The organism is Aquifex pyrophilus (genome assembly GCF_054656935.1).
Window position 1 is genome coordinate 41441 of record NZ_BAAHXJ010000015.1, and the last position, 14004, is coordinate 55444.

Genomic DNA, 14004 nt, shown 5'->3' on the forward strand with positions numbered 1-14004 from the left:
GCTTACTTGATGAAGTCCTTGAGGGCCTCGTAAGCTTTCATAGCCTTTTCAAACCTTTCGTTAACGACGTCCCAGTTTATGTTCTTGAAGAATGCGTCAATGTAAGGAGGTCTCTTGTTCTTGTAGTCAACGTAGTAGGCGTGTTCATAAGTGTCTATAACTATGAGGGGAATGAGTCCCGTTAAGTTATAAACGTTGTGGGCGTCAAGTCCGTTAACCACGAGCCTTCCGCTGAATATGTCAAGCCCGAGTATAGCCCATCCCCTGAAGGCCATAGCTGCGGCCTTTAGCTCGTTCGTGCAGGCATCAAGTCCTCCGATATCCTCTTCAATCTTCTTCTTGAGGGCTTCGGAGGGTTCTCCCTTTCCACCAGGCGTGAGCATGCCGAAGTAAAGCTCGTGGAGCACCACCCCCATGTAGTTAAAAGTTTCTTCAACCTTCAACTCCCTGTATTCGGAGTAGTTCTGGTTTGCCTTGCTTCTGTCCGCAAAGTTCTGGTCCGCGAGTTTCTCCTGAATCTCGTTATACTTTGCAACGTAACCCTTGTAGTGTGCCTCAAAGTGGGGTTCTATCTGTTCGTTAGATATACCCTCAAGGTTTTGAGGTTTTAAATGGTCTTTGGGTTCCAGTTTGTGCACACCCATTTTTGCCACCTCCTTTTCGTTAGCTTTTTTCTATTTAAAAATTTTAACTTGGAAGTTTTAAGGTTTTATATGCCTAAGGTCATAAAAGAAGGAGTTCTTTTTTTCACGTTGCGAACTATATAATAATTTATTTAGCGGGTGTGGCGGAACTGGCAGACGCGCCGGACTTAGGATCCGGTGCCCGTAAGGGCGTGCGGGTTCGACTCCCGCCACCCGCACCAGTAAAATAGACGGAGGTCGTAATGAAAGTAGAGGTTCAGGACAGGGAAGGACTCTTTAAATCCCTAACGGTTGAGGTAAAGGACCAAAAGGTTAAGGAAAAACTTGAGGAAACCTACAAGAACCTGCAGCAGAACGTCCAGATACAGGGATTCAGAAGGGGAAAAGCCCCACTCTGGATAATTAGAGCGAAGTATAAGGACTACGTGGAGGAAGAGGTTGGAAAGAAAATAGCGGACGAAACACTCCAGGAAGCCCTTGAGAAGGCAAATATAAGACCCGTTGCGGACGTATTCCTTGAAAAACTTGAGGTAAATGAGGAAGAGGGAAGCGTAAAATACACCGTTAGCTTTGAAGTCGCTCCAGAGTTTGAGCTAAAAAACATCGCAGACCTTGAGGTAGAAGTTCCCAAGATAGAGTTCAAGGAGGAGTATGTAAAGGAAGAGCTTGAAAGACTAAGAGAGGCTAACGCGGTTTGGGAACCAAAGGAAGAGAACGAGCCGGCCCAAGAGGGGGATATGCTCGTCCTTGAGTACGAAGTTGAAGAGGTTGGCGGTGAAGGGGAAAAGGTAAAGCAGGAAACCTCGGTGATACTCGGCCAGGGAATGCTGAGAAAGGAAGTAGAGGAAGCCCTTAAAGGAAAGAAGGCGGGAGAAGAGGTAGAGCTGAAAGAGCTTCCCCTGTACGACCAGGAAGGCAAGGAGATAGGAAAGGTAAATATAAAGGTTAAGATAAAGGAGATAAAGAAGAAGGTTCTCCCCGAACTCAACGACGAGTTCGCCCAGGAGCTCGGTTATAACTCCCTGAAAGAGCTTGAGGATAAGATAAGGGAGGACCTGAAAAACAGAATAGAGAAGCTGAGACAGCAGGTTATAGAAGAGAAGGTTGCGGACAAACTCGTTGAGCTTCACGATATAGATATACCCCAGACGCTTCTCAGAAGGGAGATATCCTTCCTCGTTGAGAGGAGGCTAAACGAGCTTAGGGCCTACGGCATAGATACGAGATACGTTGACATCAAGAAGCTCGTTGAGGAGGTAAAGCCGATAGCGGAAGCCAATATAAAGCTCCGCTTCACCCTTGACAAGTACGCTCAGGAGAAGGGAATAGAACCCACCGAGGAGGACATAGAGGAGCAGTATAAGGAGCTTGCGGAGCAGTATCAGACCTCCGTTGAGGAGATAAAGAAATACTTTAAGGAGAATAACCTTGAGGCTGTTGTGAGGGAAGACGCAAGGAGGAAGAAAGCCCTCAAGGATATAATCTCAAAGGTGAAGATAAAAGAGGTTGAGGAAAAGAAGGAAGAAGCGAAAGAGGAGGTAAAGGATGAATCATAAGGATATAATTGACCAACTCGTTCCGATAGTAATAGAACAGACTCCGAGAGGGGAGAGAGCTTACGATATATACTCCCGTCTCCTTCAAGACAGGATAGTCCTTCTCGGCTTTCCCATAGACGACCACGTCGCCAACCTGATTGTTGCCCAGCTCCTTTTCCTTGAGAGCCAGGACCCCGACAAGGACATATACCTCTACATAAACTCACCTGGAGGTTCCGTAACAGCGGGACTCGCCATATACGACACCATGCAGTATATAAAGCCCGACGTCGTTACCATATGCATGGGACAGGCCGCGTCTATGGGAGCTATACTCCTCGCGGCTGGAGCGCCCGGAAAGAGGTACGCCCTTCCCCACTCAAGGATAATGATTCACCAGCCCCTTGGAGGCGTTCAGGGACAGGCGACGGACATTATAATCCATGCGGAGGAGATAAAACGCATAAAGCAGATGCTCATAGACATTCTCGTTAAGCATACGGGACAGCCGAGGGAAAAGATAGAAGCGGATATAGAAAGGGATTACTTCATGTCTCCGGAGGAGGCAAAGGAATACGGACTCATAGACAAGGTTATTGAAAAACGCTCCTGAAGGAATAGGTTAAAAAGGATGAAAGAGAACAAGCACTTCTGTTCCTTTTGCGGAAAGAGGCAGGACGAGGTTCTTCTCCTCATAGCGGGGCCGAATAACACCTTTATATGCGACGAGTGTGTTGAGAAGTGCTATCACGTAGTAAGGGAAAACAAGAAAACCGAGACGAAGTTTGAGCTAAAGGAGATACCAAAGCCCGAACAGATTAAGAGGATACTTGACGACTACGTTATCGGACAGGAGAGGGCTAAAAAGATTCTCTCGGTTGCGGTTTACAACCACTACAAGAGGATAAAGGCAAAGGAGCTCGGTCTCACCCTTGACGACGTTGAGCTTGAGAAGAGCAACATTCTCCTTATAGGACCTACGGGCTCGGGAAAGACGCTTCTTGCGAGAACCCTTGCGAAAATTCTTAACGTTCCCTTTGCGATAGCGGACGCGACCTCCCTCACTGAGGCTGGATACGTAGGTGAGGACGTTGAGAACGTTCTCGTAAGACTCCTTCAGGCCTGCGATTACGACGTTAAGGCTGCTCAAAAAGGGATAGTTTACATAGACGAGATAGACAAGATAGCAAAAAAGAGCGGGATAAACCCCTCCATAACGAGGGACGTATCGGGTGAGGGCGTTCAGCAAGCACTCCTGAAGATAGTTGAGGGAAGCCTCGTAAACGTTCCTCCCCAGGGTGGCAGAAAGCATCCCCACCAGGAGTTTGTGCAGGTTGATACGACGGATATACTCTTTATATGCGGAGGTGCGTTCGTAGGCCTTGAGGACATAATAAAGCAGAGGCTCGGAAAGTCCAGAGTGGGCTTTGAGGCTGAGATAAAGAAGGTAAAGGACGAGAGAAAGCTCCTTGAGCTTGTTGAGCCCGATGACCTCATAAAGTTCGGAATGATTCCCGAGTTCATAGGCAGATTCCCCGTGATAGCGACCCTTCAGGAGCTTACCGAGGAAGAGCTCATGCGCGTTCTCGTTGAACCAAAGAATGCACTCGTGAAGCAGTATCAAAAGCTCTTTGAGCTTGAGGGTGTTAAGCTTACCTTTACCGAAGGAGCCCTCAGGGAGATAGCGAGGGAAGCTATAAGGAGAAAGACAGGAGCGAGGGGACTCAGGGCTATAATGGAAGAGGTTATGGCGGACATAATGTTTGAGGTTCCTTCAATGCCTAACGTAAAAGAGGTGATAGTTGACGAGAACGTAGTAAAAAACAGGGAAAAGCCAAAAATCCTTTACAAAGAAGCGGTATGAAACCGAGGGTAAGATTCTTAGAGATACAGCCCTACGGGGATAAATTCCTCCTCAGGGACCCCGTGGGTATCTCTCCCTCATTCCTCGTTTCTCCCGAACTTGTATTCATTCTCTCCTTTCTTGACGGGAGTAAAGATTTAAGGGAAGTTCAGGCGGAGATTTTCAAGAGAACGGGACAGCTGATAAGCTCCCGAGACCTGGAAGAGGTCCTTAAGTTCCTTGATGAGAACTTCCTTCTTTATAACGAGAGATTTTTGAGAAAACTAAACGAAGAGAGGGAAAAGATTCTGAAGAAGGGAGTTCGTGAGCCTTCCCATGCGGGAGAGGCCTACCCAGATAATCCCGAGGAGCTAAAGAGATTTATTGAGGAACAGCTCAACCAAAGCGACGAAAAGGTTGAAGCAAGGGGGATAATCGTTCCCCATATGGATTTGAGGGTTGCGGGAAGGGTATACGGAAAGGTTTACTCCCTCATAAAGGAGAATAAATACGACGTTGTTCTTCTTCTCGGTGTATCCCACTACTTTCATGAGAAGCCCTTCTCTGTCCTTCCCCTTGAGCTGAAAACGCCCATAGGAACGCTCAGCGTTGATAGGGAAAGGATAAATACTTTAAAAACTCTCTTTGATTGGGATATATTCCACGACGTTCTCGCTTATAAACAGGAGCACTCAATAGAGTTCCAGACGATATTTTTAAAGCATCTCTTCCCTGACATAAAGGTTATTCCCGCAATAGTCTCATACGGGGATAGGGAAACCCTTAAGGATATAGCCAATAAATTGAGCAAGGTTCTTGAGGATGCGGAAAATCCCCTCATTATCTCAAGCGTTGATTTTTCCCACGTGGGCAGGAAGTTCGGAGACCCAGCTTCTTACGACACCTCCTTCAGGGATAAAGAGTATATAAAACTCCTTTCGGAGTTAAAGAACGAAGAAGCCTTTAAGCTCCTTGAGAGCGATAATAACAGAACCCGTATAGACGGCCAGTTTACCAACTTCGTTTTCCTGGAAGTTCTCAAGAATTTAGGAGTGAAAGAAGGGAGGCTTATAGACTATGAGATTTACGACGAAAAGCCCACAGACTCAAAGGTGTCTTACGCGGGCCTTGTCTTTACCTAAACCTTCAGCTCTTTTATAAACTCCCAATTTTCCTTAAACCACTCAACGGTTCTCCTTACACCCTCCTCAAGGGATGTTTTTGGCTCCCATCCGAGGAGCTTTTTAGCCTTATCTATGTCCGCCCAGGTGTCCCTCATATCCGCCTTGTGGAAATCCTTATAAATGACCTTTACCTTCTTCCCCGTGTATCTCTCTATTAGCTCTATGAGTTCCCTCAAAGCCCTGGGCCTGTTATTCCCGACGTTTAATATCTCGTATCCCTTCAGGTTTAGAGCCCTCACAGTAGCCTCGGCAACGTCTTCAACGAAGGTAAAGTCCCTCTTCTGACTTCCGTCTCCGTAAACCTCAACGGGTTCACCTTTTAGCGTTTTGTATATGAATTTAAAAGCCGCCATATCGGGTCTTCCGGCAGGTCCGTAAACGGTGAAGTATCTCAGGATAATAACGTCAAGACCGTAAAGGTAGTGGTAGGTGTATGCGGTTATCTCCGCACTCCTCTTGCTTGCGGCGTAGGGTGATATGGGAGTGTTTACGGGAAGTTCTTCCTTGAAGGGCATAGGTTGACCTGCGTAAAGGGAGGAAGTTGAGGCGAGTATCATTTTCTTAACGTTGTATTCCTTCATAAACTCAAGGAGGTTAAGGGTTCCTAAGGAATTGGTAGTAAAGTAAACGTGGGGGTTTTCTATGGAGTATCTAACTCCAGCCCTTGCTGCTTCATTTATAACAACGTCAAAGTTGTAGTCTTTGAATAAAATCCCGAGGGCTTCCCTGTTTTCTATATCAAGTTTGTAAAATCTGAAGTTTTTATACCTCTTTAACTGTTCAAGCCTGTAAAGTTTAAGCCTCGGGTCGTAGTAATCGTTAAGGTTGTCAATACCTATAACCTCGTACCCCTCTTTCAGAAGCTTTTCCCCTACCTTCCATCCTATCAATCCGGCACAACCCGTGAGAAGAACTCTCATAAACTCCTTATTCTACCTGTATGACGAACTCCGTGAAGTAAACGTTCCTTACACCGCCCTTCGCGAGTATCGTGTTTATCCTCTTTAGTATCTCAAGCTTCAGCTCTTCCCTTCCCTCGGGAGTTCTTAACTCGTTAGAGGTTTTGCTTGACACTATCTCAATTATCGCATCCCTTATTACGGGCTCCTTTTTCTGTACCTCCTGAAGAACCTGCTGGTTTGCGACCTCAAGGGTTATTGAAATTCTTGCGTAAACAGTTGCCTCGGGGTCCGCAAGGTTTACTATGAAGGCTGGTTCAAGTTTATACATTATCCCCACTTCCGGGGGAGCTACCTTGGAGGCTTTTTCCTCTTTTTTTTCTTTCTTTGCAAACAGGAAGAAGTAAGCCCCTCCTCCGGCAGCAGCAAGGAGGATTATAAGGAGAAGGAGAAGGATTAACTTCTTTTTACCTCCTCCCGCTTCAGGTTCTTTAACCTCTTCCGCCATACTCTTATCTTACAAGATTTATCGTATCCTCAAGTATCGTGTTTGCAACTGTTACGGTTCTCGCGTTGGCCTGGTAAGTTCTCTGAGCGGTTATGAGATTTATGAACTCCTTTGCTATGTCTACGTTAGAGAGTTCAACCATTCCCGACCTTATCTTGTTTGCCCCTCCGGGAAGGAGAACCGTTGGGGGCTTTACGGAAGCGTAAAGGTTTGCTCCCTTTTTAACGAGCTCCTCGGGGTCCGTGAACTGGGCCAGTGCAACTCTATACATGGGCAAAGTTTCCCCGTTTGAGTACACACCTACAACCACGCCGTCTTCCGAGAGTATGTAAACATCTACGAGCTCACCCCTCGCATATCCGTCCTGGTCCATCGTGACAACGAATTCCGCGGAGTGCTGAGTGATGTAGGAAATGGGAATGGGATTATTAACTTCTATATTTACATCTGATTCACCTACATAAATCCTCCATTCGTCTGCATCAGGGAAAGTTCCTCCTTCAGGGGTAGAATCAGGTATAATTAGATTCCTATTTTCAGGATTTCCAGGATTAAGATAATAATACCTTTTTCTTCCATCTGGACTTGGTTCAGAAACTATATCAGTTCCATCGTATATTATTTTCCCATTTTCATCGAATGTTACCGTCCACTCTCCACTCAGTTCAGGCCCATCCTCATTAGGGTCGATGTCCGAAAGAAGTTTTATTGTCCATGTATTTGTATCAGTTTTTATAAAAAAGACATCCGCCTGGTAAGGTTTTCCTAAACTATCATAAATCGTAATTGTGTATCTATAGTGATAGGTTGATGGATTTTTAGGGTCAAAATTTTCAGGATTCAGTGGATTTACGTCCGCATTCAGGTTTGTGGGCTGATTGAAGTAAATCTTTCCTGTAGCCTTCGGAGGTATTTGAGTTTCTACCCTTATATTCTCAAGTTGAGTTCCCGCTACTTCACCCGTTACTGGGTCAACCTTAAAGCCCTGGAGGTATAAACCATTTGGGTTTATCATATACCCTTCCCTGTTTATCCTGAACCTTCCGTCCCTTGTATAAAACTGCTGGTTGTTTACGGGGTCCTTCAGTATGAAGAGGGCTTTCCCCTCTATTGCAAGGTCCGTGGTTATATCCGTTTGCTTGAAGTTTCCTATGGTCCAGACCTTCTGGGTTGAGTCAACAACCGCTCCCGCTCCGAAGGTTGTCGTCTTTACCGTTCCCGTTGTGGTGTTCAGCCCAACTATAACCTGCGAAATCATATCCTGGAATACGGGACGGGACCTTTTGAACCCTACGGTGTTAGCATTTGCGAGATTGTCTGAGGTAACGTCAAGGGCAAAACGGGAGACGTCCATACCCGTTATTGCGTTAAAAAAGCTCCTCAACATAACTTATCCCCCCACGTAAATAATTCTATCGGAAGATACACTTACACCCGAAGATAGGTCAAGAATAAGCTCGTTATTAATAATCCCAACGGACTTTATGCTGTCCTTAAAGCCAAGCACCCATCCGTTTACTTCGTTCCCTTCCTTAAAAACTTTTACCGTAAACTGGCCGTCGGGGAGGGAGCTCACGTCAAGCTCGTTTATCCCTCTTTTCAGTTCTAATCTGAACTCCTTTATAACCTCATCCCCGTCGTATATCCTTACGCTAACTTCCCCTTTATCATCGTCAGAAACTATGTAGTAAGTGTCCCTCTTTATGGTATCAAGGATATCCGTTTTAAAGATAAACTCCTTTCCTATGAGGTTTACGGTATTCAAGAAGGTCATCTGGTTCATCCAGAGCTTAAGACTTTCTAAGAACTGTTTCATTTCGGTGAAGTACTTAACCTGGTTTATCTTCACCATATCGTCAAGGCTCTTTGATATGTCCGTCTGGTTGAAGGGGTCCTGGTATCTGAGGGTTTCAAGGTATATCTTCAAGAAATCCTGAGCGGACATACTGCTTACGTCCTGAACGTAATCGGGCGGGAGTATCTTAACCTTGTTTACTTCTTGAGGTTCGTAAAAATCCATCTTCTTTCCCCCAGCTTTGATTTTAACTCCTCAAGTATGAACCTCCCAAAATCAAGCCTCACTCTTCTTTTCTTTCTCTTCTTTTTCATCTACTATTAATTTAAACCTTATGGAGAAAAAGGGAATAATCGTTCTTCTTTCGGGCGGTATGGATAGCGCTACGCTTCTATGGCTCGCAAAGAAGGAGTTTAGGGAGGTTTATGCAATATCCTTTGATTACGGACAGAGGCATAAGGTTGAGCTGAAGTATGCAAAGGAACTCGGTAAAATTGCCGGCGTTAAAGAACACTTCATTGTTAAGGTTCCTGTTTACGAGAGCATTAAGGGCTCCGCTCTTATAGACAAGAGTGTTGAGATCCCTTCGGGAGAGTATCCCGAGAATGAGCCTCCCGTAACGACCGTTCCCATGAGAAACCTCATATTCCTCTCATTAGCTTCCGCTTTTGCGGACAGCCTTGAGATAGACCACATAGGCATAGGTGTTCACGCACTTGACACGCCTTATCCCGACTGCAGACCCGAGTTCATAACCGCAGCCGAAGCCGCCATAAATGCTGGCTCCGTTTATACAGCAAAGCACAAAAGGAGAGTTCACGTTTTTGCACCCTTTCTGGGAATGACAAAAAGAGATATAGCCCTCCTCGGAAAGGAGCTCGGTGTTCCCTTTGAAAAAACTTACTCCTGCTACAGGGGAACGGAGCCTCCCTGCGGTGAGTGCCCCACCTGTATCCAGAGGGAGGAAGCCCTCAGGGGGATTGTGTAATGTTAAAAATTTTCTTAATCCTCTTTTTATTCCTGAACTTTACCTTTTCGGAAACCCTGAGGATAGCCGCGGCCTCAAGCTTCAGGTTTACCCTTGAGGAGATTGCAAAGAGATTTGAGAAAAATTATAAACACAGAGTTCTAATATCTTACGGGGCTTCGGGACACTTTTACATACAGATAAGGCACGGGGCACCATACGACGTATTCATATCCGCAAACGAGATTTATCCGAAGAAACTCATTGAATACGGAAAAGCTTTAAATGAATCCTACACAGTCTTCTCAAAAGGCAAACTCGTTATATTCACGCTGAAGGATATAGAGCTAAAAAACTATGAGGACATAACAAAGGCGGAAAAGATAGCAATCGCAAACCCCAAGTATGCACCCTATGGGAAGGCATCCCTTGAATTTTTAAAGAGAACGAATCTCTACGAAAAGGTTAAGCATAAACTCGTTTATGCGTCAAACGTATCTCAGGCCTTCCAATACGTTGTGAGCGGTGGAGCTGATGCGGGGCTCGTTGCCCTCTCCCTCGTAATACCCTACGGAAAGGGAAAATACCTTCTGATTGATGAAAAGCTTTACGCTCCCATAAACAACGTTGCGGTAATAACCCTTCACGGAAAGGATAAGAAAGCCTCGTGGGAGTTCATAGAGTTTTTAAAGACAAAAGAGGTGAAGGATATTCTCAGGAAGTTTGGTTTCGGTGTTCCGTGAGTTCCCTTTCGGGATACTCCCTTATAAACTCGTAATCGGTTATCCTCTCATACCTCTGGGCGTTCTCAAAGAACTCCCTCGCCTGTTCGCTCTGTCCGAGAGCCTCGTTTATCATGCCGAGGAGAGTGTACTTCTCCTTTGAGTCTTCGGCTATTAAAAGCCATTTGGTAGCCTCAAGGTATTTGAACTCCGTTATGTATCTCATTCCGATGAACAGGGGGTCCCTCAAGCCCTGGAAGTCCCTTTTTTTCAGCCTCCTTCCGTTCCTGTATATCCCTATCCTGAACTTTACCCGCATAATAATGTTAATAATGATTCTCTCGGACAGAACCATTAAGGAGCTTATAGAAAAAGGCGAGTTGAAGGTTGAGCCCTTTGAACCATCGCAGGTTCAGTGTTCCTCTCTTGACCTCAGGCTTGGAAACCAGATAGCGGTTTACGAAAAGGTGAATTTTATAGACCCGAAAAAACCCGTTGAGAACGTGAAGGTTATAGAGTTTGAGGAGTATTTTGAGATAAAGCCAAAAGAATTCCTTCTTGCGACGACCCTTGAGTATATTAAGCTCCCCCCTTATATAACCGCGTTCGTTGAAGGTCGTTCTTCCCTCGGAAGGCTGGGGCTCTTCATAGAGAACGCGGGGTGGGTTGACGCGGGATTTGAGGGCCAGATTACGCTGGAGCTCTTTAACGCAAACAACAGCCCCATAAGGCTGTACAGGGGAATGAGGATATGCCAGCTCGTTTTTGCAAGGCTTGATAGAGCACCCGAAAAGGTTTACTCTGGAAAGTATAAAGGCCAAAAAGGTGTCGTCCCCTCAAGAATACACATGGACCAAGAGCTGAGATGAAGAGAACCCTTCTTTACGGAGAGGGACTATTTGAAACGATAAAATGGAAGGGAGAAACCAAGAAGGTAAGAAGACATTACGAGAGAATGAAAAGCTCCGCAGACTTTTTCTCCTACCCCTGCCCTTCTTACGAGGAGTTCTTAAAAAAGATAAAGGAAAAAACGAATGGGAGAAAAAATCTATACGTTAAGTTCCTTCTTTTGCTTGATGGGAGCGATTACTACGGGGATTATCCCGAAAGATATAAAACTGAAGTTATAGTAAAGCCCCTTCCCAAAGTTCCCGAAAGGGTGAAGCTCGGCATATCTTCCTTCAGAAGGCACTCAAGAAATCCCCTTTTTTACCACAAAACCACAAATTTTTTATTTAACATACTCGTAAAGAGGGAGGCGAAAAAGGAAGGCTTTTACGACTGCTTGGTCCTAAACGAAAAGGAGAGAATAACCGAGACCTCTTCCGCCAACATACTTTTTTACAAAGACGGAAGATTTTACACACCAGCAAGGGAGAGCGGATTACTTTGGGGTACGACGATAGACATAATTTCTGAGAAGCTCGGAGTAAAAGAGGAAAAAATAGACCTAAACTTTCTAAGAGACGCTAAATACGTTTTTATATTAAACTCTCTGATAGAGGTTGTTCCCGTTTCGGAGATAAAAGGTGAATGTTATGAAGTTGATAAAAACCTCGTTAAATATTTAAAGGAAATTATAAACAAGGAAGATTAAATTATCTCTGAAGGAGGTAAGTATGGCGGATACAATAGGGAAGTCGGACCTTGAAGTTATTAAGACACCAAAAACGAGGAGCATCAGGAAGGGAAGTATAAGGAAGCACATAATAACCGTTAAGGTGAGAAACGAGATGGGGGTTCTTGCAAGGATAGCAACCCTCATAGCGGGGAAGGGATACAATATAGAAAGCCTGTCCGTCGGGGAGACCCACGAGAAGGGCATATCAAGGATGACGATAGAGGTTATCGGAGACGATATAGTTATTGAACAGGTTGTAAAACAGCTAAGGAGATTGATAGACACATTAAAGGTCTCGGACCTCACGGACGTTCCCCACGTTGAGAGGGAGCTTGCCCTCATAAAGGTTTACACCCCCTCCTCAAGGGCGAGGGACGAGGTCCTGAGGATAACGGAGATATTCAGGGGAAAGATTGTTGACGTATCTCCCGATACCTACACCATAGAAGTGACGGGAGACGAGGACAAAATAAACGCGATGATAGAGCTTTTAAAACCCTTCGGTATTAAAGAGATGGCGAGGACGGGTAAAATAGCCATGAAAAGGGAGCTAAACCTGAAAGAGGAGGAGAACAATGAATAGAAGAGAACTTTTAAAGGCCTCTTTTTTTCTTCCCTTTATAGCAGGGCTTTCCTTCGGGAAGGAAGAGGACAATAAGTTTATAGACACCAAAACGGTAAATCCGAGGCTTAATGTGGCTTACGCAACCTCAAAGCTCCTTGCGAGAAACGGCTTTGATAGAGTGGGCGTCGTATTTATGGAAAACTCCCAGCTCTGTGCGGTTTTTGCGGGAGCACTCGTGACGGGTCTCAGAATGCTCGGGAAAAAAGCCTGGTATATAGAGGGAGGAAAGGAGCTTATACCCTCCCTTGAGAAGTATAAGCCCGATGCCCTTTACATGGCTTACTTCGGTGAACTCCCCGACGAGGTCGTTTAGGAAGCCCTAAACGGGGACCTGAACCAGCTGGCACAATACGGAAAGAAATTTAAGCTTATATACCACGTCTCAACGCTCCAGAGGGGATACGTTGGGAACGCTATTTTTGAAGAGGATATATTCAACTACCTGAAGGATATTAAAGAGCAGTATGCGATGAAGGTAATTGAGGGATACGTTCACCTTGCAAAACTTACGGAAATTTCGGAGTTTGGTATATCATTCCAGAAAAGTGTGGATAAAATAAAGTTAATAAGGTTTGAGGAGGTAAAGTGAGATAAAAGCTGTAAAGGAAATCTCTTTAGCGGATGAACTTTTAAAGTTCTTTTTTCTTATATTCGCTATACAATCTTTTTTTACCTTTATTGTTTTATATTTTGTTTTCTCCCTTGAACTACTTCGGGCTTTGCTCATCTCCCTCGGCTACTCCTTACTATTTTCCGGAACCGTAACTTACGTAGTAAGCAAGAAGTTTGAACAAACTCTCGGAAAGTTGTATTACGTATCGTTATTAATTAACGAAAGTAGAGGAAATATAGAGAAAGAGATTATTCCTATACCCATATACGAGGAGATGAGGGAAATTCTAACGAATATAGAAAAAACTCTTATTGATTTAAAAAGGAGTTGTGAAAAAAGAATAAGAGAACTTGAAGAGGAACATACCGAAGCTATAGAAAAAACAGCTGAGTTAATAGAAATTGTTGAGAAGTTGAGGGAAGGAGAATTTGAACTAAATGAAATTCCCGCTGGTCTTGACCCGGTTGGAGCTTTAGGAGAAGCTCTTAAGGAATCCCTTGAGGAGATATACAATAGAATAAAAAGAATTGCGAAGTTGGCTGAAGAAATTGAAGAATATCTAAAGAATATGGAAATATACCTTGAAGGGGAAGTGGATAGAGAGGGTATAAAAAGGAACTTGGAAATGGTAAAAACAGCTCTCGTAAAAATGAAAACCGATTTAGAATTTTTCAAATAGTGGAGGGAATAGATGGATAAGTACGAAGCTGTTCTTCAGGAGCTTATAAAAGCAGGAGGTATAGAAGGGGCTACACTTGTAAGCTTAGACGGACTTCCGATAGCCTCTGTTTTACCTCCCGATACTGAAGAGGACAAAGTTGCCGCAATGAGTGCAGCAATACTCTCTCTCGGTGAGAGGGTTGTTGAAGAGTTGAAGAAGGGGAATTTAGAGCAGATAACCATAAAAGGAGATAACGGTTACATAGTTATAACCGGAATAGGTAGAGACGCTGTTCTTACAACTCTTGCGAATGCGGATGCGAAGCTCGGACTAATATACATGGAGATTAGGAAAGCTCAGGAAAAGCTCAAGGAGCTAATTTAA

18 protein-coding genes and 1 tRNA gene are annotated in these 14004 nt (G+C 44.7%); 13 read left to right on the top strand and 6 right to left on the bottom strand.

Annotated elements, in window-relative coordinates:
- Positions 1-2: 2 nt before the first annotated feature.
- Positions 3-644, bottom strand: a complete 642-nt coding sequence (locus tag ACYQZ0_RS08385; RefSeq protein WP_459776143.1) for a superoxide dismutase — start codon at positions 642-644, stop codon at positions 3-5.
- A gap of 134 nt (positions 645-778) precedes the next feature.
- Here ACYQZ0_RS08385 and ACYQZ0_RS08390 point away from each other — a divergent pair.
- The 5 genes from ACYQZ0_RS08390 to amrB all read left to right on the top strand — a co-directional run bounded on the left by ACYQZ0_RS08390 (position 779) and on the right by amrB (position 5167).
- Positions 779-865, top strand: a tRNA-Leu gene (locus ACYQZ0_RS08390).
- A gap of 21 nt (positions 866-886) precedes the next feature.
- Positions 887-2200 (top strand): trigger factor, encoded by a 1314-nt coding sequence (gene tig / locus ACYQZ0_RS08395; protein WP_459776144.1) that lies wholly within the window; start codon positions 887-889, stop codon positions 2198-2200.
- Complete coding sequence (gene clpP, locus ACYQZ0_RS08400) at positions 2190-2795, top strand: ATP-dependent Clp endopeptidase proteolytic subunit ClpP (RefSeq protein ID WP_459776145.1); 606 nt, start codon at positions 2190-2192, stop codon at positions 2793-2795. The genes tig and clpP overlap by 11 nt, the downstream gene beginning before the upstream one ends.
- A gap of 18 nt (positions 2796-2813) precedes the next feature.
- Positions 2814-4046 (top strand): ATP-dependent Clp protease ATP-binding subunit ClpX, encoded by a 1233-nt coding sequence (gene clpX / locus ACYQZ0_RS08405; protein WP_459776146.1) that lies wholly within the window; start codon positions 2814-2816, stop codon positions 4044-4046.
- Positions 4043-5167 (top strand): AmmeMemoRadiSam system protein B, encoded by a 1125-nt coding sequence (gene amrB, locus ACYQZ0_RS08410; protein ID WP_459776147.1) that lies wholly within the window; start codon positions 4043-4045, stop codon positions 5165-5167. Before clpX ends, amrB begins: the two co-directional genes overlap by 4 nt.
- Here the strand turns inward: amrB and ACYQZ0_RS08415 are convergent.
- The 4 genes from ACYQZ0_RS08415 to ACYQZ0_RS08430 are packed head-to-tail and all read right to left on the bottom strand — an operon-like array spanning position 5164 to position 8636.
- Positions 5164-6129, bottom strand: coding sequence for a GDP-mannose 4,6-dehydratase (locus ACYQZ0_RS08415; RefSeq protein WP_459776148.1), 966 nt, complete (start codon positions 6127-6129; stop codon positions 5164-5166). The genes amrB and ACYQZ0_RS08415 overlap by 4 nt on opposite strands.
- A 7-nt stretch (positions 6130-6136) precedes the next feature.
- Entirely contained in the window at positions 6137-6616 is a 480-nt protein-coding gene (locus tag ACYQZ0_RS08420) for a flagellar basal body-associated FliL family protein (protein ID WP_459776149.1), read from the bottom strand.
- 4 nt (positions 6617-6620) lie between these two features.
- Positions 6621-8003 carry a flagellar hook protein FlgE gene (locus ACYQZ0_RS08425; RefSeq protein ID WP_459776150.1) on the bottom strand — a complete coding sequence of 461 codons (1383 nt, stop codon included), beginning with the start codon at positions 8001-8003 and terminating at the stop codon, positions 6621-6623.
- A gap of 3 nt (positions 8004-8006) precedes the next feature.
- On the bottom strand, positions 8007-8636 hold the full coding sequence (locus tag ACYQZ0_RS08430; protein WP_459776151.1) for a flagellar hook assembly protein FlgD: 630 nt from the start codon (positions 8634-8636) through the stop codon (positions 8007-8009).
- Positions 8637-8730: 94 nt separating this feature from the next.
- Here ACYQZ0_RS08430 and queC point away from each other — a divergent pair, with 94 nt between their 5' ends.
- Both queC and modA read left to right on the top strand, forming a co-directional pair.
- Positions 8731-9399 carry a 7-cyano-7-deazaguanine synthase QueC gene (gene queC / locus ACYQZ0_RS08435; protein WP_459776194.1) on the top strand — a complete coding sequence of 223 codons (669 nt, stop codon included), beginning with the start codon at positions 8731-8733 and terminating at the stop codon, positions 9397-9399.
- Positions 9399-10121 (top strand): molybdate ABC transporter substrate-binding protein, encoded by a 723-nt coding sequence (gene modA, locus ACYQZ0_RS08440; RefSeq protein WP_459776152.1) that lies wholly within the window; start codon positions 9399-9401, stop codon positions 10119-10121. Before queC ends, modA begins: the two co-directional genes overlap by 1 nt.
- Here the strand turns inward: modA and ACYQZ0_RS08445 are convergent.
- Positions 10093-10419, bottom strand: coding sequence for a hypothetical protein (locus tag ACYQZ0_RS08445; protein WP_459776153.1), 327 nt, complete (start codon positions 10417-10419; stop codon positions 10093-10095). The genes modA and ACYQZ0_RS08445 overlap by 29 nt on opposite strands.
- Before the next feature lie 13 nt (positions 10420-10432).
- Between ACYQZ0_RS08445 and dcd the strand changes: the two genes are divergently transcribed.
- The 6 genes from dcd (at position 10433) to ACYQZ0_RS08475 (ending at position 14004) form a co-directional block, all read left to right on the top strand.
- Complete coding sequence (dcd, locus tag ACYQZ0_RS08450) at positions 10433-10969, top strand: dCTP deaminase (protein WP_459776154.1); 537 nt, start codon at positions 10433-10435, stop codon at positions 10967-10969.
- On the top strand, positions 10966-11697 hold the full coding sequence (locus ACYQZ0_RS08455) for an aminotransferase class IV (protein WP_459776155.1): 732 nt from the start codon (positions 10966-10968) through the stop codon (positions 11695-11697). Before dcd ends, ACYQZ0_RS08455 begins: the two co-directional genes overlap by 4 nt.
- 22 nt (positions 11698-11719) lie before the next feature.
- On the top strand, positions 11720-12304 hold the full coding sequence (gene ilvN, locus ACYQZ0_RS08460; RefSeq protein WP_459776156.1) for an acetolactate synthase small subunit: 585 nt from the start codon (positions 11720-11722) through the stop codon (positions 12302-12304).
- A complete protein-coding gene (locus tag ACYQZ0_RS08465; protein WP_459776157.1) occupies positions 12297-12659 on the top strand; it encodes a hypothetical protein in 363 nt (120 codons plus the stop codon). The genes ilvN and ACYQZ0_RS08465 overlap by 8 nt, the downstream gene beginning before the upstream one ends.
- A 406-nt stretch (positions 12660-13065) precedes the next feature.
- Positions 13066-13638: a hypothetical protein gene (locus ACYQZ0_RS08470; protein ID WP_459776158.1), complete on the top strand. Its 573-nt coding sequence runs from the start codon at positions 13066-13068 to the stop codon at positions 13636-13638.
- Positions 13639-13650: 12 nt separating this feature from the next.
- Positions 13651-14004, top strand: coding sequence for a roadblock/LC7 domain-containing protein (locus ACYQZ0_RS08475; RefSeq protein ID WP_459776159.1), 354 nt, complete (start codon positions 13651-13653; stop codon positions 14002-14004).